The organism is Trabulsiella guamensis ATCC 49490 (assembly GCF_000734965.1).
Lineage (GTDB): Bacteria > Pseudomonadota > Gammaproteobacteria > Enterobacterales > Enterobacteriaceae > Trabulsiella > Trabulsiella guamensis.
This window is the reverse complement of record NZ_JMTB01000117.1, coordinates 19689-40310: the sequence shown is the minus strand read 5'-3', so window position 1 is coordinate 40310 and position 20622 is coordinate 19689. Positions and strand designations below refer to the sequence as shown.

Here is a 20622-nt window from a genome sequence, read left to right as displayed (position 1 = left end):
AAAATGAAACGGACAAAAACAATCAATCATGCGTCATTCCGCAAAAGCTGGAGTGCACGCCATCTGACTCCCGTCGCGCTGGCTGTTACGGCTGTTTTTATGCTGGCAGGCTGCGAAAAAGCTGACGAGACAGTTTCGCTGTATCAAAACGCGGACGATTGCTCGGCGGCAAACCCGGGCAAGAGCGCGGAATGTACCACGGCGTACACTAACGCCCTGAAAGAAGCGGAACGCACGGCGCCCAAATATGCCACTCGCGAAGACTGTGTCGCTGAATTCGGCGAAGGCCAGTGCCAGCAAACACCGGCACAGGCAGGCATGGCGCCAGAAAACCAGGCGCAGGCGCAAAGCAGCGGAAGTTTCTGGATGCCGCTGATGGCCGGTTATATGATGGGGCGCCTGATGAGCGGCGGCGCAGGTTTCCAGCAGCAACCGCTGTTCAGCTCAAGAAACCCGGCCAGCCCGGCATATGGTAAATACACCGATGCCAGTGGCAAAAACTATGGTGCCGCACAACCGGGCCGTACAATGACTGTTCCTAAAACGGCGATGGCGCCGAAACCGGCCACCACCTCCACGGTCACCCGTGGCGGCTTTGGTGAATCCGTCGCGAAGCAGGCGACGATGCAGCGCAGCGCGTCCGGCACGTCCTCACGTTCAATGGGCGGCTAAACGACATGGAAAGAGTCAGTATCATCGAGCGCCCGAACTGGCGTGAGAAAGCCACTGAGTTCGGTTTCAATTTTCACACCATGTACGGCGAACCGTACTGGTGTGAAGAGGCTTACTACAAACTCACTCTGGCACAGGTAGAAAAGCTTGAAGATGTGACTGCCGAGCTGCATCAGATGTGTTTGCAGGTGGTTGATAAAGTGATTGCCAGCGACGCGCTGATGGCGAAGTTCCGCATTCCCAAACATACCTGGGGGTTTGTTCGTCAGTCATGGCAAACCCATCAACCCTCGCTCTATTCGCGTCTGGACCTGGCGTGGGATGGCGTGGGCGAACCAAAGCTTTTAGAGAACAACGCCGACACCCCCACCTCACTGTATGAAGCGGCATTTTTCCAGTGGATCTGGCTGGAAGATCAAATCAATGCCGGCAACCTGCCTGCCGGGAGCGATCAGTTCAACAGCCTGCAGGAAAAGCTCATCGAACGTTTTGCCGAACTGCGTGAACAGTTTGGTTTCCAGTTGCTGCACATGACCTGCTGCCGCGATACGGTGGAAGATCGTGGTACCGTGCAATATCTGCAGGATTGCGCCGACGAAGCGGGCGTCGCGACAGAATTCCTCTATATTGACGACATTGGGCTTGGCGAAAAGGGCCAGTTTACCGATCTTCAGGATCAGGTGATTGGCAACCTGTTTAAGCTCTACCCGTGGGAGTTTATGCTGCGCGAGATGTTTTCCACCAAGCTGGAAGACGCTGGCGTACGCTGGCTGGAACCCGCGTGGAAAAGCATCATCTCTAATAAGGCGCTGCTGCCGCTGTTGTGGGACATGTTCCCCGATCACCCGAACCTGCTGCCCGCCTATTTCGCCGAAGACGATCATCCACCTATGGACAAATACGTCGTGAAGCCCATCTTCTCGCGTGAAGGGGCTAACGTCTCGATCGTCGAAAACGGTAGTGTGCTTGAAGCGGTAGAAGGCCCGTACGGTGAAGAGGGGATGATCGTCCAGCAGTTCTGGCAGTTACCGAAATTTGGCGACAGCTATACGCTGATTGGCAGCTGGCTTATCAATGACCAGCCAGCCGGGATCGGCATTCGTGAGGACAGAGCGCTGATCACCCAGGATCTGTCACGCTTCTATCCCCACATTTTTGTCGAATAACCATCAGCCAATTTGCACAGACAACATGCTTAATGAGCCCATCTCGAGACCGTCCACCGGGATCGTGATGGGTTCTTCACCATCCCACGCGCCCAGCACATACAGCAGCGGCAGGAAGTGATCCGGCGTCGGGTTAGAAAGAGAACCGCCTTCATGCGCCATGTAATTGACCAATGGATGCTGTTCCACCGGCCCTTTCCAGTCGAGGTTGGCTTTCACGTAGTCGTTAAACGACGTGGCCCACGGATACGGCGAGCTGTCGCCATGCCAGCGTGCCGTACGCAGGTTATGCACCACGTTGCCGCTCGCTACCAGCATGATACCCTCATCACGCAGCATCGCCAGCTTACGCCCCATCTCCATATGCCAGGCTGCGGGTTTCGTGCTGTCGATACTGAGCTGCACCATCGGAATGTCGGCGTTCGGGTACATCTTGATCAGCACGCCCCAGGAGCCGTGGTCGAAACCCCAGGCTTCTTTATCCAGCACGACGGGGACTGGCGCCAGCAACGACACCAGACGCTCAGCCAGTTCAGGCGACCCTGGTGCCGGATAATGCGTGTCGTACAACGCCTGAGGGAAGCCACCGAAATCGTGGATCGTTTTCGGGGTTTCCATCGCCGTGACACCAGTACCACGCGTGAACCAGTGCGCAGAGACCACGATGATCGCTTTCGGGCGCGGCAATTCCACCCCCAGACGTTGCCAGGCGCGGGTATAGCGGTTATCTTCCAGCACGTTCATCGGGCTGCCGTGACCAAGAAACAGCGCTGGCATTCGGGTACGAGACATGGTGTTATCCTTTGCAGGGAGTTCAATGTAATAACTTCACATTACCCTTTTTCGGGAAAGGATAAACTCAGATAAGCGTGATGATCTTCATCAAATAGTTTGAATGAACGGATATTGTCGCAGGAGAATGAAATGTCAGTACCTCTCATCCTGACCCTTTTAGCTGGTGCCGCTACCTTTATTGGCGCCCTGCTGGGTGTACTTGGCCAGAAGCCGTCCAATCGCCTGCTGGCATTTTCCCTGGGTTTTGCCGCAGGGATCATGCTGCTTATCTCGCTGATGGAGATGCTTCCGGCAGCGCTGGCGACGGAAAACATGTCGCCAATGCTGGGTTACAGCATGTTTATCATCGGCTTGCTTGGTTACTTCGGGCTTGATCGCATTCTGCCGCACGCGCATCCGCAGGATCTCATGCATGGCGATAAAGCAGTGATGCCACGTAATCTGCGCCGTACCGCTGTGTTGCTGACTCTGGGTATCAGTCTGCACAATTTCCCGGAAGGAATTGCCACTTTTGTTACCGCCAGCAATAACCTCGAGCTGGGTATTGGCATCGCCTTTGCTGTGGCCTTGCACAATATTCCTGAAGGTCTCGCCGTCGCCGGGCCAGTGTATGCCGCGACCGGCTCCCGACGTAAAGCCATACTCTGGGCAGGTGTTTCCGGAATGGCTGAGATTCTCGGCGGCGTACTGGCGTGGCTTATCCTCGGAAGTCTGGTTTCACCGGTAGTGATGGCCGCCATCATGGCCGCAGTGGCAGGCATTATGGTGGCGCTTTCGGTTGATGAACTGATGCCGCTGGCGAAAGAGATCGATCCCCACAACAATCCGAGCTACGGCGTGTTATGCGGCATGTCAGTGATGGGCATGAGCCTCGTGGCACTCCAGGCGATGGGCATTGGCTAAATCTCATGGCGCTGCGAACCTCCCCGCAGCGCCTTTTGCATGTCATTTGATATTAAAGTGTTTAATTTAATTTCACCGCAGCCCTTTATTTATCATAATGAGAGCAAAGCAAGACCGGAATATTAAAGTTATAAATATTTTCGATCTATTATCTAAACGATATACTGCCATATACATCTTCTGACATTTTTATTTGACGCTCCAGAAAGAAGAAGTAAATAATAACTCACCCGCATTTTATCATTGTGATGCCAGTCCTAAGCATTCATATCCAATATAATATTAATCTTGCTACAACCTTTGCTTAGAAAAGCTAAAAAGACAACTTCCTCAACGGTGCTATTCTTCGCCGGAATAACGTTATCGTATCAATCTTTACGATTCCGCTATTACTGTTTTTCTTATTTAAGCTATAAAGGATTACGCAAAATGTGCAGGAAAATATTAGTCATAGCATTAACATCGGTACTCCTTTCGGGTACAGCTTTCGCTGCACCTGACGCTCCGGAGCAAGGTTCAGGTCAGGTGACGTTTTCTGGATGGGTTATCGAATCCCCATGTTCCATTCAACCAGGTGATGAAGATCTGCAAGTGGATCTCGGCGAAGTCGCCACCAGCGTGCTCAACAGCGAAAAAATGTCATTAGCCACCGACTTCACCATTCATCTTCAGGACTGCATCCTGTCAAAAGAGGTCGACGGGCAAACCGTTACGACCAACAAAGTTGACGTCACGTTTTCCTCCGCCAATGTCAACGCCACCGACTCCAGCCTGATGAAAAACAGCGCGGAAGATAACGAAGGCGGCGCAACCAACGTTGGCGTTCGTATTCTTGATGACGGTAATGAAAAGATCACGCTTGGCGAAGCCGTTGCGATTAATTTCCCCAATCTGAATTCCTACCAGGAATTAAATTTTAAAGCCCGTATGGAAAAAACGCCGGACGCCACCGGGGATGCAACACCGGGAAACGTTAATGCCATCGCTAATTATATTCTTAATTACGAATAATCTTTTTTACGTATCTGGAATGGCCGGCGACCCGTTTGCCGGCTTTCAGAATACCTTTTAAAAAGAATGGACTCATGCGCAGATCCCTTTTTTCGCTGATCATCAGATTAGCGACATTTGCCAAAAACAGTGTATTTATCCTGTTTATTTTCTCGGGTATGCCCGCCGTGTCCCTCGCCGTGGAGTTTAATACTGACGCTCTTGATGTCGGTGATCGCCAGAATGTCGATCTCAGCCAGTTTGAAAAGAAAGACTACATCTCTCCCGGACGCTATCTGGTTCAGATCACACTCAATAAAAATCCCTTACCCGGCGAATGGAACGTCGAATGGCAGACAACAACAGCGGAAAACGGTACACAGCTTTGCCTCACCCGAGATCTGCTGTTGCAGTGGGGTTTTGATGACGCCTTTGTCCGTGAGCTCAACAGCAAAACCTCCTGTCTTAATCTCATTGATAAACCGGAGTTCAGTGCAAAGCTTGATAAATCCACCATGCGCCTGACACTGACCACCCCGCAATCATGGATGAAATACCACGCGAAAAACTGGACTCCGCCGGAATACTGGGATGAGGGGGTTAACGGTGCGCTTCTCGATTACAACGTTTATGCCAGCCAGTACTCTCCCCATGACGGCGACAGTACGCAAAGCTTCAGCGCGTACGGTACAGCGGGTGTCAATCTGGGCGCATGGCGCTTGCGCTCGGACTATCAGTACAGCCAGAATTTTGTCAGCGGAAACAGCACTGACACCGACAGTCGTCTGGCGCGCACTTACCTCTTTCGCCCGTTACCGTCGCTGGCATCAAAATTCACCCTTGGACAGTACGATCTCAGTTCCGATATTTTCGATACCTTTCATTTCACCGGAACGACACTCGAAAGCGATGAGAGCATGTTGCCGCCGGATTTACAGGGCTATGCGCCGCAAATCACGGGCATCGCCCAGACCAACGCCAAAGTCACCGTTTCGCAGAATGGCCGCGTGCTGTACCAGACCACCGTCACGCCAGGGCCGTTTACCATTTCTGATATGGTCGATACGCTACAAGGGCAAATGGATGTCACCATTGAAGAAGAAGATGGCCGAACCAATACTTTTCAGGTTGGTTCGGCATCCGTACCATTTCTGACCCGCCAGGGTCAGTTGCGGTACAAAACCTCCGCCGGGAAACCCACCTCAAACAGCCATAACGACGTTCATAACCCGCTGTTCTGGACCGGAGAATTTTCCTGGGGTTGGCTGAGCACCACTTCGCTCTACGGCGGCGCCATTCTGACCGCCGACGACTATCAGGCGTTCACCTCCGGTATTGGTTTTAACCTTAATATGCTGGGTGCGGTCTCTTTTGATGTCACGCGGTCACAGGCAAATCTGACGCAGGAAACAGGCAATAACAGCCAGCATGGTTACAGCTACCGTATGAACTACGCCCGCCGTTTTGACTCCACCGACAGCCAGATAACATTCGCCGGATACCGTTTCTCTGACAAAAACTATGTGTCGATGAATGAATACCTCGACTACCGCGAAGGCGATAACGGCAGCGATAACGAAAAAGAGAGCTACGTGCTGTCGTTCAGTCAGACCATTGCCCCCTGGGACATGAGCGCCTGGCTGAACATCAGTCGTGATACCTACTGGAATGCCGAAAGTAATACCAGCTACTCACTTTCCCTCAACCACAGCTTTTCCATTGGCGAGCTGAAAGGACTTTCCGCCTCACTGGCTGTCACTCGCACCCGCTGGAATGATACCGACGAAAACCAGTACTACTTCTCGCTCTCCGTGCCGTTGAGTGCGGGTCGAAACCTGGCCTACAACCAGCAGCGTTACGGTGATAACACCACGCAGTCGCTGTCGTATTTTGACTCCTCTGATCGCGACAACACATGGAACCTCTCCGTTTCTGCTGACAGCGATGAAATCAGTGATGGCGAACCGGCATTACGAGGAAGCTATCAGCATTACGCGGCACCCGGACGTTTGAGCCTCGCCGCCAGTGTGCAACCGAATCACTATTCCTCAATGAATCTGGGCTGGAACAGTGCGATCACCGCCACCCGTTATGGTGTGGCAATGCACGATCGCCCTAACGGGAATAACGCCCGCATGATGGTCGACGCCAATGGCGTTTCTGGTATTGCGCTGAACCGCGGACGAAGCGTCACCAATGCTTTTGGCATTGCGGTGATCCCCTCGCTCAGTAATTACCAGACCACAACCGTACAGGTAAACAACAACACACTGCCGGACGGCGTGGATATCAGTAGCCCGGTGTTCCGCACCACGCTGACGGAAGGCGCGATTGGCTACAAAGCGCTTAACGCCAGCCAGGGGTATCAGATTATGGGCGTCGTCAGGCTGGAGAATGGCACGTTTCCGCCACTTGGCGTTTCCGTCGTTGACAGCAAAACCCACAAAGACATCGGCCTGATTGCGGACGACGGTTTTGTGTACCTGAGTGGAATCCAGGACAACAGTGTGCTCAGTGTAAGCTGGGGCGAACATACCTGTGAAATGAATCCCCCCAACCACAGCAATCTCGACAGCGCGCTCATCCTGCCGTGTCGATACACTCACCAGGCCAGAGAAAACCATGAAAGCGACTGATATCGCGAAAGGAATGATCCTTTTTTTGTCAGCCACCAGCCTGACGTACGCGGCCATTTTGCCTGATCGCACCCGGCTAATCCTCAACCAGGGTGATAAAAGCCTCTCCCTGCGTCTGATCAATAAAAGCCCGACACTACCCTATCTCGCGCAATCCTGGATTGAAGACCAGACCGGGGTGAAAGATCGCGATTATATCTCCACCGTTCCGCCGCTGGTTCGGCTTGAGCCGGGCGAGCAGACGCAAGTCAGGCTGATGGGACTGTCTGCGCTTGCCCGGCTGCCGTCTGATCGGGAATCACTGTTTTATTACAACGTCAGAGAGATCCCCCCGCGCAGCGAAGGGCAGAATGTCGTGCAAATTGCGATGCAAAGTCGTCTGAAACTGTTCTGGCGGCCAAAAGCTATCCGCCTCAATACCGGACAGTCGCTGCCCTGGAAATCCATCAAACTCTCACGAACCGAAAACGGGTTGCACTTCATGAACAGCACGCCCTACCACATGACCATCGGGTACGTCGGCATTGACGGAAAAACACTGCTGAAAGGCACCTCCAGCCTGATGCTTGTTCCCTTCAGCGAGCAAACGCTGTCGGTGAAAAACCTGCCATCGCAGTTTCAGGTAGGCTACATCGGGGATTTCGGCGGACTGAATCTCTACAAAATCAGTTGCAACGCCGTTCAGCGCGAATGCGACAGCCAGCCTGCACAAAAGGAATAATCATGCGTACGCTTGCTCTACTGTTTACGCTGCTGGTCGCCCTGTTTTCTGCCCCTGGCTGGGCCGTTGACTGTTATCAACGCGTACTCGGCGGCCCTACTGATTATACTGTCACGTTACCGCCCTTCATGGTGCCGGTGGATGCCCCGCCGGGAAGTAAGATTTGGGAAAGCCGGGATATCAACATCACGGTGTATTGCGATAACGCCCAGAGTTGGTCTTCCACAAATCCCTCTGAGTCACTCTTTGCCTGGCTCATGCTGAGTGCGACGAATAATGCCGATATCCTTGATAACCCTTACTTTACCTTTGGCGTCACCTACAATGGCGTGGATTACACGGGTTCCGATATTGGCATCCCGACTGGAGCCTGCCTGGACAAGCGACACGATGGCATCTATGACTCAGCTTGTAACGGTGTGACGCCACAGAAAGAGGTTACCTTCAACGCGCGCTTTCGTCTTTTCATTCAGCTTAAAGCCGTGCCTGCGGATCAGGATCAACAATTTGATTTCGGGAAAATAAATATTGTGCAGTTTGATGGTGAAGGTGGGGCGAACCTGATGCCTGATGCAAAAAACCTGCGTTTTAACATTGATGGCCTCGACAACATCACTTTTCTCGATTGCAGCGTGGATATCAGTCTTGAGCCACAGAATCAGGTTGTTGATTTCGGTATTCTTTCGCGAAGTGGACTACAAACCACGCCAGCAACGCAGCCATTTCACCTGTCCGCCACCAAAGATCTGGCCGCAGGTTGTACGCAGTCCTTTGACGTCGAAACCAGCTTTTACGACAACGACGGTGCACTGTATGACGCCACGCATTTGAATATGGGAAATGGTCTTCTGCTGCGCATCGCGGATGATACCACGCACACTGATACCCGTTTTAATGAGTACCAGCCATTTGAAACCTTCATTGCAGGGATGGAAGAGCGTTTTACCCATGACTATACCGCCGAGCTGACGAAAAACCCGTCACAGGACATTGCCGTCGGGCCATTCAGTAAAACGGTCACCATCAAGATCAACTATCACTAGAAACAAAGAAGCCGGGACATCTCCCGGCTTATCATCTTCGCAGCAGCGTTAATTTCAGCTGGCTTTACGTTCGTGCTTTTGGCGGTAAGCCACCAGATCTTCGATAGTCACGACGGCCATATTGTGCTCACCAGCAAACTTGATGCACTCCGGCGCGCGCGCCATTGAGCCGTCATCATTGGTCAGTTCACACAGTACGCCTGCTGGCTTGAAGCCCGCCAGCGTGACCAGATCGATAGTCGCTTCAGTGTGACCGCCACGGGTCAGCACGCCACCTGGCTGCGCACGCAGCGGGAACACGTGGCCAGGACGGTTCAGATCGGACGGCTTAGCGTCATCCGCAATTGCCGCGCGCACGGTAGTCACGCGATCCGCGGCAGAAACCCCTGTGGTAACGCCTTTAGCAGCTTCAATAGTAACAGTAAAACCGGTACCGTAAGCACTGGTGTTGTTCTCAACCATCATCGGCAGATCGAGCTGTTTGCGGCGATCTTCGGTCAGGCACAGACAAACGATGCCGCTGCCGTGACGAATGGTCAGCGCCATTTGTTCAACGGTCATAGTTTCAGCGGCGAAAATCATGTCACCTTCGTTTTCACGATCTTCATCATCCAGCACCATTACACCGCGGCCTTCACGCAGTGCGGCCAGTGCGTTTTCCACACGTTCGAATGGCGTGCCAAAAGAGGAAAGTAGCGTCTGATTCATGGTAATAAAAACCTCATTAAATTTATGGTTACCAGAATCAGGGCAGTCTTAGGAGTACCGTACAAGCGGCAAAAAAAATAACGTGAGCGGGCGCAAACCCGACTGGATCGTTACTCTCTCCCATCCGGACTTTAACCGTCGGCCCCGGAATTACACCGGATCTGCTGACCTCCTGAACGTTCAGGAGCGCTCGCGGGCTTTCAGCGTACGCTGATTTACCGCCGGTGGGGAATTTCGCCCCGCCCTGAGAATAAGCGAGATAACTATAACGCGATTGACTATCCTCGGCAATGCATTGAGTTCAAACATTTGTATTTCTGGTTTATCGACTTCCGTTCAGGCACTACAATGAACATCAGAACAGAGACGATCAGGGAAACTATGATGATTGACCCGAAGAAAATTGAGCAAATCGCCCGCCAGGTACACGAATCGATGCCGAAAGGTCTGCGTGATTTTGGTGACGATGTGGAGAAAAAAATCCGTCAGGTGCTGCAGTCGCAGCTGACCCGGCTGGATTTGGTGAGTCGCGAAGAATTTGATGTGCAAACGCAGGTGCTGCTGCGCACGCGTGAAAAACTGGCGCTGCTGGAGCAACGCCTCAGCGAGCTGGAAAGTCGCACCAGCATGCCAGTCGCCGTCACGCCGCCGGTGGAACAACAGGACTAAAAACAATAACGGGCCTTTCGGCCCGTTGTTATTTTAGTGTTCAACCTCTGGCGATCTCACTCTCATCGCCTGCTGACAGTAAAATTCGTAGCGAATGTAAAACCACTCTCGCTGTGCTTCATCCATATTCCCGGTGACTGCCTCGAGATCAACCGATTGGCCAAGCGAGTGCATTCTGGCAAAGCTACGTGCGATAAAATCGAAATTGTTCAAAATGTAGAGTTCGTTTTGGTTCATCGGCATACTCCTTCAGTCAATGCGTTTCTGAGTCGGCTATATGCTTTTTCCTGCTTCCAGTATTTATCTTTACTTTAGGCTAAATGTACGCAAAACGTGCTCATTCATTCGCTAATTTATGCGCTGTGTCATAAACCCACACATTCACCACGGTTTGTTGATGACCAGCGCTTGTGTTTAGCGATTTACCGCCTTGCCAGCGGCGTTATTTACCGCTGTCTTTCTGAATTTTCTTGATGATATTGGTGGTGGAACAACCGTCTTCGAAGTTCAGCACCATCACTTCACCGCCATTGGCCCAGACTTCTTCGCTACCGGCGATCTGTTCCGGCTTGTAGTCGCCGCCTTTTACCAGCAGATCCGGCAGGATCCCTGCAATCAAGCGCTGCGGCGTATCTTCTTCGAAAGAGACCACCCAGTCGACCGACTCCAGCGCGCCCAGCACAATCATCCGCTGTTCCAGCGGGTTAACCGGGCGGCTTTCGCCTTTCAGGCGTTTGGTGGATGCATCGCTGTTCACTGCCACAATCAGGCGATCGCCAAGCTTCCGGGCATTCGCCAGATAGGAGACGTGACCGGCATGCAGAATGTCGAATACGCCGTTGGTCATCACCACTTTCTCGCCACGTTTACGCGCCGCGATAACCGCCTGCTTCAGTTCGTCTTCGGTCATCACGCCAAAACCTGTATCGGCGCGACCCCGCACCGCGTTTTCCAGTTCGATCGGCGAAACAGTCGAGGTACCGAGTTTACCTACCACGACGCCCGCTGCCGCGTTGGCAAAGTAGCACGCTTCTTCAAGCGTTTTTCCTGCCGCCAGCGTTGCCGCCAGCACGCCAATCACCGTGTCGCCTGCACCGGTAACGTCATACACTTCCTGTGCCTGCGTCGGCATATGCAACGCCTCTTTACCCGGCTGCAGCAGCGTCATGCCCTGCTCAGAGCGAGTCACCAGCAGTGCTGCCAACTCAAAATCGGCAATCAGCTTCATACCGCGCTCAACAATTTGCGCTTCGTCTTTGCACTTACCGACCACGGCTTCAAACTCGGACAGGTTAGGCGTCAGCAACGTCGCGCCGCGGTAACGGTCAAAATCAGTACCTTTCGGATCGATCAATACCGGAACACCCGCTTTACGCGCCAGTTGGATCATCGACTGAACACTGCTCAATGCCCCTTTGGCGTAGTCGGAAAGCACCAGAGCGCCAATGTTACCCAGCGCCTGCTGAATACGCTCGTGCATCGGTTGCGGATCAACATCCGCAAACCCTTCTTCGAAATCGAGACGGATCAGTTGCTGGTTGCGCGACAGCACGCGCAGTTTAGTGATAGTAGGATGCGTCGGAACAGTAACGAAATCGCATTTCACGTTGACGTCCGCCAGCGCTTTACTGAGGGCGCGTGCCGCATCGTCAATCCCGGTCAGCCCGACCAGACGCGCGCCAGCGCCGAGCGAGGCGATGTTCATGGCCACGTTCGCAGCACCACCCGGGCGTTCTTCGATAGTGTCGACTTTCACGACCGGGACCGGCGCTTCCGGCGAAATACGGCTGGTCGGCCCATACCAGTAACGATCCAGCATCACATCCCCGACGACCATGACGCCTGCACGTTCGAACTCTGGCAGCGTTACTTTCATTCCTGACTCCTGAAAGATTCACAATTTGCGCGCGATGATACCACCACTTACTTTGAACCGCACGACTCCACCAGCCACTTCTGCCAGCTGGCGCTGACGCGTGCGCGCTCCATGCTAAAGGCATCCTGCGCCACATGGCCTGCGGACTCCTGCAGCGCCAGATGATGCAGTTCATCACGCAGCGTGGTGTATGCCTGGGTGAGCGCCATCGCTTCTTCTTCATCCATAATGTCGTTCTGCGCCAGTAGCTCAAGGATGCGGACGTTATCGGACCAGCGCGTCAGTTTCGGCTTCAGATGAGCATAGCGCAGTACCAGGTACTGGGTGATAAACTCAATGTCGGTAATGCCCCCGGCATCAGCTTTAATATCAAAGCGATCGCGGTGCTTGTTACCCAGGTGAGCACGCATTTTCTCGCGCATCTCGCGAACATCTGTTTGCAGCTTTTCGCCATCACGCTCAGTAGTGAGCACTTCTTTACGAATCGCATCGAACTGTGCGTGTAACCCTGGATCGCCATACACGACGCGGGCGCGAACCAGCGCCTGATGTTCCCAGCTCCAGGCTTCGTTTTTCTGATAATCGGCAAAGGCGTCGGTGGTCGTCACCAGCATGCCTGCCTCGCCGGACGGACGTAAGCGAGCGTCCACTTCGTACAAAATGCCTGACGACGTGCGGGTGCTGAAAAGATGCATGATGCGTTGCGCCAGTCGCAGATAGAACTGACGACCATCTATTTCCCGCTCGCCATCGGTCATTACGTCCGCCGGGCAATCATGCAGGAACACCAGGTCAAGATCGGAGCTGTAGCCCAGCTCCCAGCCGCCGAGCTTACCGTAACCCACCACAGCAAAACCGCGGCCTTCGCGCTCATGCAGATGCGTCGGTTGCCCGTAACGCGCCACCATTTGTACCCAGGCCTGATGCACAACGGCGTCAATCATTGCCTCCGCCAGCCAGGTTAAGTGATCACTCACTTTCATTACCGGCAGCGTCCCGGCGATGTCGGCCGCCGCCACACGCAGCAACTGCGCCTGTTTGAACTGACGCAACGCCTCCAGCTGTTGTTCTTCATCTTCTTCAGGTACCCGCAGCAGATACTGGCGCAGGTCATCGCGATAGGCGTCAGTCGCGGTCGGCTGATACAGCGTGCCGGGGTCGAGCAGTTCGTCCAGCAGCAGCGGATAACGCGCAAGCTGGCTGGCGACCATCGGTGAGGAGGCACAGAGCGAAATCAGATGTTTGAGCGCGCCGGGGAACTCACTCAGTAGCTCAAGATATGTGGTTCGAGTAACAATGCCGGTCAGCAGCGGCGTAATGCGCGCCAGCGGCACCGGCGCATCGTCACGGCTGCAAATTTCACTCAGCAGATGCGGCATCAGTTGATCCAGCACCTGCCGTCCGCGCGGGCCAATAGATCGCCGGTCAAGCTCTTTACGGAAATCGGCGATCAATGCCACCACCTGATGGCGATCACTGTCAGACAGATGCGCCAGCACGGGCGTGGTGTCCTCTTCCTGCAACGCGTCCTGCCACAATTCGCGCCACAGTTCCGAGATTGTCTCTTCCTGCGACGGCGTTTCGTCATCACCTATCAACTCGTTAAAGATACGGCGAACGGCGGTCATATGGGCGGTAAGTTGTGCTTCGAGCGCGGCCCAGTCCGGGAAATGCATGCCCCACGCCAGTCGTGCGCGGTTCAGTTCATCGGCCGGTAATGTCTGGGTTTGTTCGTCATTGATGCTTTGCAGCAAGTTTTCCAGGCGACGCAGGAACAGATAAGCCACACGCAACTGGTCCGCATCACCCTCCGGCAGCAAATGCAGCGCATCAATCGCCTCCAGCGTCACCAACAACGAACGCGACTGTAACGATGGCTCGCGGCCACCGCGGATCAACTGGAATACCTGCACAACGAACTCGATTTCGCGGATCCCGCCCGCGCCCAGCTTGATGTTGTCTTTCAGACCGCGACGGCGCACCTCACGGGCAATCATTCCTTTCATGTTGCGCAGTGACTGGATCACGCTGAAATCGATGTAGCGGCGGAAGACAAATGGTCGTAGCATCGCCCGTAACTCGCTGGCATTCACATCATCGGCATCACCCATCGGACGCGCTTTGACCATCGCATAACGCTCCCAGTCGCGCCCCTGCTCCTGATAATAATCTTCAAACGCGGCAAAACTCAGCACCAGCGGGCCGCTGTCGCCGAACGGACGCAACCGCATATCAACACGGTACACGAATCCGTCCTGCGTTGGCTGGTCGAGTACTTTGATTAGCCGTTGTCCGAGACGGGTGAAAAACTGCGCGTTGTCCAGTTCACGCCGCCCGCCGCGGGTTGAGCCATGCTCAGGCCAGGCAAAAATCAGGTCGATATCCGAGGAAAAATTCAGCTCACCGCCCCCGAGTTTACCCATGCCGAGGATCAGCAGCGGCTGCGGCACGCCATCAGCATTGCAGGGTGTTCCCCATTCGCGACAACAGGCCTCATACAGCCAGTCACGCGAGGCGACGATCAGCGTTTCGGCAAGTGTGCTCAGCTGTTGTAACGTCTCTTCTTCGCTCACCAGCGACAGGGTCTGCATCCAGGCGATGCGCACCATCATGCGACGGCGAAACAACCGCAGTTCGCGCATCAGTGCGGTTTCATCCTGAACGGCAGCCAGCGCCTCGTGCATCCAGGTGGCGTAATGCGCCTCTTCGCCCGCCTGCGGCGGTGTGCTTTCCAGGCTCATCAGCCAGTCGGGATGCGCCGCCAGACTGTCCTGCACAAAATCACTGAATACCAGCACGGCCTGCGCCTGCAGGCTGAGCGTGGCGACGGGGAAATCCTCTGGCAACCTGTCCACAACGGTCAGCCAGTGTTGCTGTAACGGCGAAGAGAGCGGCATCATAAAAGGTATCCTGCCTGGTTATCGTTTTCCGCTGTGCAGCCAGAATGGCTCTGCGTTTAGCGCTTCATTGCGAAAGAGTTCTATGTCGTTGCGCTGACGATGCGCAATCGACTGGCTCAGTCCTTGCCAGGACTCCAGCCACGCCTGTACGGCGGTTTCAGGGTAATAGCCTGCCAGCAGCATCACGCTGTCGAGATCCCGGGCGAGGCGCGGCAGTTGATCGGCATAACGATCACCCAGTGGATGGGCGAAGGCTTTTTTGAGCTCTGCCGCCACGCGCGAAAGCTGTACATCGGCAAAACGTTTGAAGGAGTCCGCCAGTTTTGGCTGCGTTTTTTCGTCGATAAAAGGCTGCCAGCCGCGCATCACCAGCCATTCGGTGAGTGTCAGCTTCGCCTGGGCGGTTTGTACGTCATAGGCCGCCGTCTGCGCCGACACCGCAGAAGTCAGCGTCGCTTCCGCCAGCGTGAGCTGATCACGCAGGCGCGCGCTGGCTTTGCGTGGCACCAGGCCGCCAAACAGCATCAGCGCGTGACGAATGCGGGCAATGGCGTTCATGATTTCCGGGCGCGCGTTGTCGTTACCGCGGATCCACAATTCTTCGTGATACTGCCAGTGTGCCAGCGCATTCTCCAGCGCCGCGGTCATTCCCTGCTCAACGCTCGCTTTGGCGACCAGCGGCAGTACGCTCAGCGATTTGATTTCACGTTCCGCGTTGCCCTGCGCCAGATGATAACCGCGCGCCGCTTTGCTCAGGCTTCCCTGACGGAGCACCGCCAGCCCTACCAGTTGATGCGACAGCTTCAGGACATCTTCCGTCCGCCCGGAAAGCAACTCCAGCTCCAGCTCGCAAATCGGTTCGTGATGCTCACCCGCTTTCACTTCACCGCGATCGAGCGCAATTTCAATACGGCTGTCGCCTTCGTTAACCAGCCATTTTTCGCGTTCGAAATTGGTGCTGAACAGCGGCTGGACGCGGCTCGCCAGATCGGCGGGCAGTTCGCCGTCCGGCCAGACTTCCGCCGGAAAGCGTTCGAGCGCCAGTTCGGGCTTGTCGAGTTCAATGTTGTATTCCGGGCGCTGATGCAGGCCGCCCACCACACGCCCGGCGATCTTCATGGTCATTTCATAACGCCCCTGAACGCCACGAATACGCAGGCCCATGTCATGGCTGCGCAACCAGTTATCAGCGGTTTCGTAGTAGATATTAAGCAGTTCCCCGGCAGGGTGATGCTCTGTGGTCAGCGTGCTAAGGTGCTGGCGTAGCGTCTCTACGCCCTCGCCACAGACAATAAACTTTAATTCGATTTCTTGAGCCATGACTAAACTTCTTATGGTTACGTTGCCCGAAGTGCCACTGCGGCGAACTTCCCGCGTTCTTTTTTGTCAGTAGATAGTATTTTGCGTCAAATTGCCATGCAACGCGCAGTTTGACCGGGATAAAAGTTTGGCGATGCGGCTGGGGCGACCTGGATGATTCCGATTGATGCAGAATGCTTTGCGTCGTCAGACTGTTGCCACTACTATCGTTCCACTTTTATGACAAAAACGATGACCTGATGCGAAAATTACGCCTGATTGGATTAACTTTACTCGCGCTTAACGTTTCTGTGATGGCTCATGCCGAGGAAAAACGTTACGTTTCTGATGAACTGAACACCTGGGTACGCAGCGGCCCGGGTGATAATTATCGCCTCGTCGGTACCATTAATGCCGGCGAAGAAGTGGCTTTGCTGCAGACCAATAGCGACACCAGTTATGGGCAGATCCGCGACAACAGCGGCCGTACTGCGTGGATCCCGCTGAAAGAGCTCAGCAACGACCCCAGCCTGCGCACCCGCGTGCCGGATCTCGAAAACCAGGTCAAAACCCTGACCGACAAGCTGAACAACATCGACGCGACCTGGAATCAGCGCACCGCTGAAATGCAGAAAAAAGTCTCCCAGAGCGACAGCGTGATCAACGGCCTGCAACAGGAAAACCAGACGCTGAAAAACCAACTGATTGTCGCGCAGAAGAAAGTGAATGCCGCCAATCTGCAACTGGATGACAAGCAGCGCACCATCATCATGCAATGGTTCATGTATGGTGGCGGCGTGCTGGGCGTGGGTCTGCTGTTGGGCTTGATTCTGCCGCACCTGATCCCCAGCCGCAGACGAAAAGATCGCTGGATGAACTAAGCCCGATTGGTCTTCTCCCCTACACTTACGTATTATCGTTATCTTGCGGGCAGCGTTGGGGAGAAGTACGGGTGAAGAGTTATCTGGTCGGTGGTGCGGTTCGTGATGCGTTATTAGGACTACCGGTCAAAGACAAAGATTGGGTTGTTGTCGGCGCGACACCGCAGCAAATGCTGGACGCGGGTTATCAACAGGTTGGCCGCGATTTTCCGGTATTCCTGCACCCTGAAACGCATGAAGAGTACGCGCTGGCGCGTACTGAGCGTAAGTCCGGTTCCGGTTATACCGGCTTTACCTGCTATGCCGCGCCCGACGTCACGCTTGAGCAGGATCTGCTGCGCCGTGATTTGACCGTCAACGCGCTGGCCCAGGACGCCGATGGCAATATCGTTGATCCTTACCATGGTCAGGCGGATTTACGCCAGCGTCTCTTGCGTCACGTCTCCCCCGCTTTCAGTGAAGATCCGCTGCGCGTGTTGCGCGTGGCGCGTTTTGCTGCCCGTTACGCCCATCTCAGTTTCCGTATCGCCGACGAGACCATGACGCTGATGCGCGATATGACCAAGGCCGGCGAACTGGCGCACCTGACGCCGGAACGCGTCTGGAAGGAAACCGAAGGCGCGCTCGGTACGCGTAACCCGCAGGTCTTTTTCCAGACGCTGCGCGACTGCGGCGCATTAAAAGTGCTGTTCCCGGAACTGGATGCGCTGTACGGCGTACCGGCACCGGCGAAATGGCACCCGGAAATCGACACCGGCATCCACACCATGATGACGCTCACCATGGCCGCGATGCTTTCTCCTGAGATTGATATTCGTTTTGCCACGCTGTGCCACGATCTCGGCAAAGGGCTCACACCGAAAGCGTTGTGGCCACGCCATCACGGACATGGTCCGGCAGGCGTTAAACTGGTCGAACAGCTTTGCGCCCGGCTGCGCGTGCCGAATGAGATGCGCGATCTGGCAAAAGTGGTCGCTGAATTTCATGATCTTATCCATACCTTTCCGATTCTGAAACCGGCGACCATCGTAAAGCTGTTCGATTCCCTCGACGCCTGGCGTAGACCTCAGCGCGTGGCGCAGCTCGCCCTGACCAGCGAAGCGGATGTGCGCGGGCGTACCGGGTTTGAAGCCTGCGATTACCCACAGGGGCGGTTGTTACGCGAAGCCTGGGAAGTGGCGAAAAGCGTCGCCAACAAAGCGGTGATTGACGCGGGATTCAAAGGACCGGAGATTCGGGAAGAGTTAACGCGACGACGCATTCAGGCCGTCGCGTTATGGAAAGAGGCGCGTTGTCCGCAACCTAAAGCGTGATTTACATGAAGACCGCGTACACCGCTGCCGCCACAATGAAACGGTAGATGGCGAACGGGATAAACGAGATCCGCTTGATCAACTGCAGGAAAGTTTTAATCGCGATCAGCGCCACAATGAACGCCGTCACGAAGCCCACCGCAAACATCGGGATATCGCCAGTCGTCAGAAAACCAATGCTCTTGTAAAGGTCGAGCGCGGTGGCGCCCATCATCATCGGTACTGCCAGCAGGAAAGAGAATTCAGATGCGGCGTAACGGCTGACGCCCATCAGCATACCGCCGGAGATGGTCGCGCCAGAGCGGGAGAAACCCGGCCACAGCGCCAGGCACTGGAAGCAGCCAATCATAAACGCCTGGCGATAGGTCATGTCATCCAGCCCCTGCGCACGCGGCTCCTTTGGCTTCAGGCACTCCGCAGCAATCAGCAATAAGCCCCCCACCACCAGCGCGTACATCACGTTAACCGGGTTGAATAATGATTTGATGGTGTCGTGAAATACCAGACCGAGCACCACTGCCGGGATCATCCCGAGAAGGATATGAATCAGCGACAAACGCCCTTTCCCAAAGCCTTCATGCGGGCGTTGACCGAAGTGAATGCCGATAAGACCAAACAGACGACGCCAGAACATCACCACCACGGCAAGGATAGAACCTAACTGGATCACCACCTCAAACGTTTTTGCCGTATCACCCTCAAACCCCAGCAGATGGCCCACAATGATCATATGGCCGGTACTGGAAACAGGCAAAAATTCTGTCAATCCTTCGACCACACCCAGTATTGCCGCCACCAGCAGCGAGTGCATATCGCTCATTCAATAAACCCTTTTAAAAGACATAAAAAAACGGCGCATGACTCCCGCAGCCGCCAAAAAATTCCCAGTCTTAAGACCGGCAAAATTGATTATGGTTTAGCAATATTGAATTTATATGTTTTCTTTCAGATTTTGGCTACGCTCGATGACCACGCCGACATTCTTCGCCCGGGCCACCGCGCCAGGTTTGCTGACTTTGATGCGCACCCACGGCGAGTTAAAACGGCTCAGCAGCAGCGACGCCACTTCTTCCGCCACGCGTTCCACCAGCGCAAACCGGTTGCCTTCCACATGACTGACCACCGCGTCGCTGACATCCGCGTAGCTCAGGCAGTCCTGAACATCATCGCTCGCGGCGGCTTTGCGGTTATCCCACGCCATTTCGATATCGAACACCAGTTGCTGTTCGATGGTCTGTTCCCAGTCGTAAACGCCAATGGTGGTGATTACCGAAAGTTGCTCTATAAATACAATATCCATCACGACCCGCCTGCTTTTTGCCCAAACCGGATACCACTTCCGGCGAATTATGCGTATTATCCACAGATGCAGAGATTAAAACGATACTTTCAATACGGAACAGCGTTATGAGTGCAATCGCGCCTGGAATGGTTATCCTCGCCTACCTTTGCGGCTCAGTCTCCAGCGCCATCCTGGTTTGCCGTATCGCTGGATTACCGGATCCCCGCACGAGCGGGTCGGGAAATCCCGGAGCAACCAACGTTTTACGTATGGGCGGCAAGGGAGCAGCCGTAGCAGTTCTGATTTTCGACGTCCTGAAAGGGATGTTGCCGGTCTGGGGCGCTTATATGTTAGGCGTCACGCCATTCTGGCTCGGCATGATTGCCATCGCCGCCTGCCTTGGCCATATCTGGCCGGTGTTCTTCGGTTTTCGCGGCGGAAAAGGTGTTGCTACCGCCTTCGGTGCCATTGCGCCTATCGGCTGGGATCTCACCGGCGTGATGGCGGGCACCTGGCTGCTCACCGTGTTGCTCAGCGGCTATTCGTCGCTCGGCGCCATCGTCAGCGCGTTAATTGCGCCATTTTACGTCTGGTGGTTTAAACCGCAGTTTACCTTTCCCGTTTCGATGCTCTCCTGCCTGATTTTGCTGCGTCACCACGACAACATTCAGCGTTTGTGGCGACGTCAGGAAACCAAAATCTGGTCAAAACTGAAACGAAAGAAAGCGCAAGAAGAAGACAAAGAACAGTAGGCCGGGAAAGCGTATA

The 20622-nt window shown here is 54.6% G+C and carries 19 protein-coding genes and 1 riboswitch; of the genes, 11 read left to right on the top strand and 8 right to left on the bottom strand.

Annotated features, from left to right (window positions below; translation table 11 throughout):
- Positions 1-3: 3 nt before the first annotated feature.
- Together GTGU_RS20675 and GTGU_RS20670 are read left to right on the top strand one after the other, a co-directional pair.
- Positions 4-672, top strand: coding sequence for a DUF1190 family protein (locus tag GTGU_RS20675; RefSeq protein ID WP_038161818.1), 669 nt, complete (start codon positions 4-6; stop codon positions 670-672).
- A 5-nt stretch (positions 673-677) separates the two neighbouring features.
- Positions 678-1838 carry a glutathionylspermidine synthase family protein gene (locus tag GTGU_RS20670; protein ID WP_038161815.1) on the top strand — a complete coding sequence of 387 codons (1161 nt, stop codon included), beginning with the start codon at positions 678-680 and terminating at the stop codon, positions 1836-1838.
- 3 nt (positions 1839-1841) lie between these two features.
- On the opposite strand, the gene ygiD is transcribed toward GTGU_RS20670, so the two are convergent.
- Positions 1842-2630 (bottom strand): 4,5-DOPA-extradiol-dioxygenase, encoded by a 789-nt coding sequence (gene ygiD, locus GTGU_RS20665; protein WP_038161807.1) that lies wholly within the window; start codon positions 2628-2630, stop codon positions 1842-1844.
- Positions 2631-2762: 132 nt separating this feature from the next.
- Between ygiD and zupT the strand changes: the two genes are divergently transcribed.
- From zupT to GTGU_RS20640, 5 genes are all read left to right on the top strand, one after another.
- A complete protein-coding gene (zupT, locus tag GTGU_RS20660; protein ID WP_038161804.1) occupies positions 2763-3536 on the top strand; it encodes a zinc transporter ZupT in 774 nt (257 codons plus the stop codon).
- Positions 3537-3965: 429 nt separating this feature from the next.
- Positions 3966-4547: a fimbrial-like protein gene (locus GTGU_RS20655; protein ID WP_038161801.1), complete on the top strand. Its 582-nt coding sequence runs from the start codon at positions 3966-3968 to the stop codon at positions 4545-4547.
- A 74-nt stretch (positions 4548-4621) separates the two neighbouring features.
- Positions 4622-7162: a fimbria/pilus outer membrane usher protein gene (locus tag GTGU_RS20650; protein ID WP_051857402.1), complete on the top strand. Its 2541-nt coding sequence runs from the start codon at positions 4622-4624 to the stop codon at positions 7160-7162.
- Positions 7149-7883 carry a fimbrial biogenesis chaperone gene (locus GTGU_RS20645; protein ID WP_038161799.1) on the top strand — a complete coding sequence of 245 codons (735 nt, stop codon included), beginning with the start codon at positions 7149-7151 and terminating at the stop codon, positions 7881-7883. The genes GTGU_RS20650 and GTGU_RS20645 overlap by 14 nt, the downstream gene beginning before the upstream one ends.
- 2 nt (positions 7884-7885) lie before the next feature.
- Positions 7886-8926 carry a pilus assembly protein gene (locus GTGU_RS20640; protein WP_038161796.1) on the top strand — a complete coding sequence of 347 codons (1041 nt, stop codon included), beginning with the start codon at positions 7886-7888 and terminating at the stop codon, positions 8924-8926.
- Between the two features lie 54 nt (positions 8927-8980).
- On the opposite strand, the gene ribB is transcribed toward GTGU_RS20640, so the two are convergent.
- Complete coding sequence (gene ribB, locus GTGU_RS20635) at positions 8981-9634, bottom strand: 3,4-dihydroxy-2-butanone-4-phosphate synthase (protein ID WP_038161794.1); 654 nt, start codon at positions 9632-9634, stop codon at positions 8981-8983.
- Positions 9635-9742: 108 nt separating this feature from the next.
- A riboswitch (FMN riboswitch) is annotated at positions 9743-9890 on the bottom strand.
- Between the two features lie 128 nt (positions 9891-10018).
- On the opposite strand from ribB, the gene ubiK reads away from it, so the two are divergent.
- On the top strand, positions 10019-10303 hold the full coding sequence (gene ubiK / locus GTGU_RS20630) for a ubiquinone biosynthesis accessory factor UbiK (protein WP_038161792.1): 285 nt from the start codon (positions 10019-10021) through the stop codon (positions 10301-10303).
- A gap of 33 nt (positions 10304-10336) precedes the next feature.
- On the opposite strand, the gene glgS is transcribed toward ubiK, so the two are convergent.
- From glgS to GTGU_RS20610, 4 genes are all read right to left on the bottom strand, one after another.
- Positions 10337-10546, bottom strand: a complete 210-nt coding sequence (gene glgS / locus GTGU_RS20625; protein ID WP_245609629.1) for a cell surface composition regulator GlgS — start codon at positions 10544-10546, stop codon at positions 10337-10339.
- Positions 10547-10745: 199 nt separating this feature from the next.
- Positions 10746-12179 carry a bifunctional D-glycero-beta-D-manno-heptose-7-phosphate kinase/D-glycero-beta-D-manno-heptose 1-phosphate adenylyltransferase HldE gene (gene hldE / locus GTGU_RS20620; RefSeq protein WP_038161789.1) on the bottom strand — a complete coding sequence of 478 codons (1434 nt, stop codon included), beginning with the start codon at positions 12177-12179 and terminating at the stop codon, positions 10746-10748.
- Positions 12180-12226: 47 nt separating this feature from the next.
- A complete protein-coding gene (gene glnE, locus GTGU_RS20615) occupies positions 12227-15079 on the bottom strand; it encodes a bifunctional [glutamate--ammonia ligase]-adenylyl-L-tyrosine phosphorylase/[glutamate--ammonia-ligase] adenylyltransferase (RefSeq protein ID WP_038161787.1) in 2853 nt (950 codons plus the stop codon).
- Positions 15080-15097: 18 nt separating this feature from the next.
- Positions 15098-16399: a CYTH domain-containing protein gene (locus tag GTGU_RS20610; protein ID WP_038161785.1), complete on the bottom strand. Its 1302-nt coding sequence runs from the start codon at positions 16397-16399 to the stop codon at positions 15098-15100.
- Positions 16400-16638: 239 nt separating this feature from the next.
- Here GTGU_RS20610 and GTGU_RS20605 point away from each other — a divergent pair, with 239 nt between their 5' ends.
- Together GTGU_RS20605 and GTGU_RS20600 are read left to right on the top strand one after the other, a co-directional pair.
- The gene (locus tag GTGU_RS20605) at positions 16639-17259 is read left to right on the top strand and encodes a TIGR04211 family SH3 domain-containing protein (RefSeq protein WP_038161783.1); all 621 of its coding nucleotides are present in this window, start codon (positions 16639-16641) and stop codon (positions 17257-17259) included.
- A gap of 71 nt (positions 17260-17330) precedes the next feature.
- Positions 17331-18572 (top strand): multifunctional CCA addition/repair protein, encoded by a 1242-nt coding sequence (locus GTGU_RS20600; protein ID WP_038161780.1) that lies wholly within the window; start codon positions 17331-17333, stop codon positions 18570-18572.
- Between the two features lies 1 nt (position 18573).
- Here GTGU_RS20600 and bacA read toward each other — a convergent pair whose 3' ends face one another.
- Positions 18574-19392 (bottom strand): undecaprenyl-diphosphate phosphatase, encoded by an 819-nt coding sequence (bacA, locus tag GTGU_RS20595; RefSeq protein WP_038161777.1) that lies wholly within the window; start codon positions 19390-19392, stop codon positions 18574-18576.
- Between the two features lie 111 nt (positions 19393-19503).
- Positions 19504-19872, bottom strand: coding sequence for a bifunctional dihydroneopterin aldolase/7,8-dihydroneopterin epimerase (gene folB / locus GTGU_RS20590; RefSeq protein WP_038161775.1), 369 nt, complete (start codon positions 19870-19872; stop codon positions 19504-19506).
- Positions 19873-19979: 107 nt separating this feature from the next.
- On the opposite strand from folB, the gene plsY reads away from it, so the two are divergent.
- Positions 19980-20606: a glycerol-3-phosphate 1-O-acyltransferase PlsY gene (gene plsY, locus GTGU_RS20585; protein WP_038161772.1), complete on the top strand. Its 627-nt coding sequence runs from the start codon at positions 19980-19982 to the stop codon at positions 20604-20606.
- Positions 20607-20622 lie beyond the last annotated feature (16 nt).

What these genes read in the sequence shown, in the direction of transcription:
- GTGU_RS20675 (WP_038161818.1), top strand. Translation starts at nt 4, where the DNA reads ATGAAACGGACAAAAACAATCAATCATGCGTCATTCCGCAAAAGCTGG.
- GTGU_RS20670 (WP_038161815.1), top strand. Translation starts at nt 678, where the DNA reads ATGGAAAGAGTCAGTATCATCGAGCGCCCGAACTGGCGTGAGAAAGCC.
- ygiD (WP_038161807.1), bottom strand. Translation starts at nt 2,630, where the DNA reads ATGTCTCGTACCCGAATGCCAGCGCTGTTTCTTGGTCACGGCAGCCCG.
- zupT (WP_038161804.1), top strand. Translation starts at nt 2,763, where the DNA reads ATGTCAGTACCTCTCATCCTGACCCTTTTAGCTGGTGCCGCTACCTTT.
- GTGU_RS20655 (WP_038161801.1), top strand. Translation starts at nt 3,966, where the DNA reads ATGTGCAGGAAAATATTAGTCATAGCATTAACATCGGTACTCCTTTCG.
- GTGU_RS20650 (WP_051857402.1), top strand. Translation starts at nt 4,622, where the DNA reads ATGCGCAGATCCCTTTTTTCGCTGATCATCAGATTAGCGACATTTGCC.
- GTGU_RS20645 (WP_038161799.1), top strand. Translation starts at nt 7,149, where the DNA reads ATGAAAGCGACTGATATCGCGAAAGGAATGATCCTTTTTTTGTCAGCC.
- GTGU_RS20640 (WP_038161796.1), top strand. Translation starts at nt 7,886, where the DNA reads ATGCGTACGCTTGCTCTACTGTTTACGCTGCTGGTCGCCCTGTTTTCT.
- ribB (WP_038161794.1), bottom strand. Translation starts at nt 9,634, where the DNA reads ATGAATCAGACGCTACTTTCCTCTTTTGGCACGCCATTCGAACGTGTG.
- ubiK (WP_038161792.1), top strand. Translation starts at nt 10,019, where the DNA reads ATGATTGACCCGAAGAAAATTGAGCAAATCGCCCGCCAGGTACACGAA.
- glgS (WP_245609629.1), bottom strand. Translation starts at nt 10,546, where the DNA reads ATGCCGATGAACCAAAACGAACTCTACATTTTGAACAATTTCGATTTT.
- hldE (WP_038161789.1), bottom strand. Translation starts at nt 12,179, where the DNA reads ATGAAAGTAACGCTGCCAGAGTTCGAACGTGCAGGCGTCATGGTCGTC.
- glnE (WP_038161787.1), bottom strand. Translation starts at nt 15,079, where the DNA reads ATGATGCCGCTCTCTTCGCCGTTACAGCAACACTGGCTGACCGTTGTG.
- GTGU_RS20610 (WP_038161785.1), bottom strand. Translation starts at nt 16,399, where the DNA reads ATGGCTCAAGAAATCGAATTAAAGTTTATTGTCTGTGGCGAGGGCGTA.
- GTGU_RS20605 (WP_038161783.1), top strand. Translation starts at nt 16,639, where the DNA reads ATGCGAAAATTACGCCTGATTGGATTAACTTTACTCGCGCTTAACGTT.
- bacA (WP_038161777.1), bottom strand. Translation starts at nt 19,392, where the DNA reads ATGAGCGATATGCACTCGCTGCTGGTGGCGGCAATACTGGGTGTGGTC.
- folB (WP_038161775.1), bottom strand. Translation starts at nt 19,872, where the DNA reads ATGGATATTGTATTTATAGAGCAACTTTCGGTAATCACCACCATTGGC.
- plsY (WP_038161772.1), top strand. Translation starts at nt 19,980, where the DNA reads ATGAGTGCAATCGCGCCTGGAATGGTTATCCTCGCCTACCTTTGCGGC.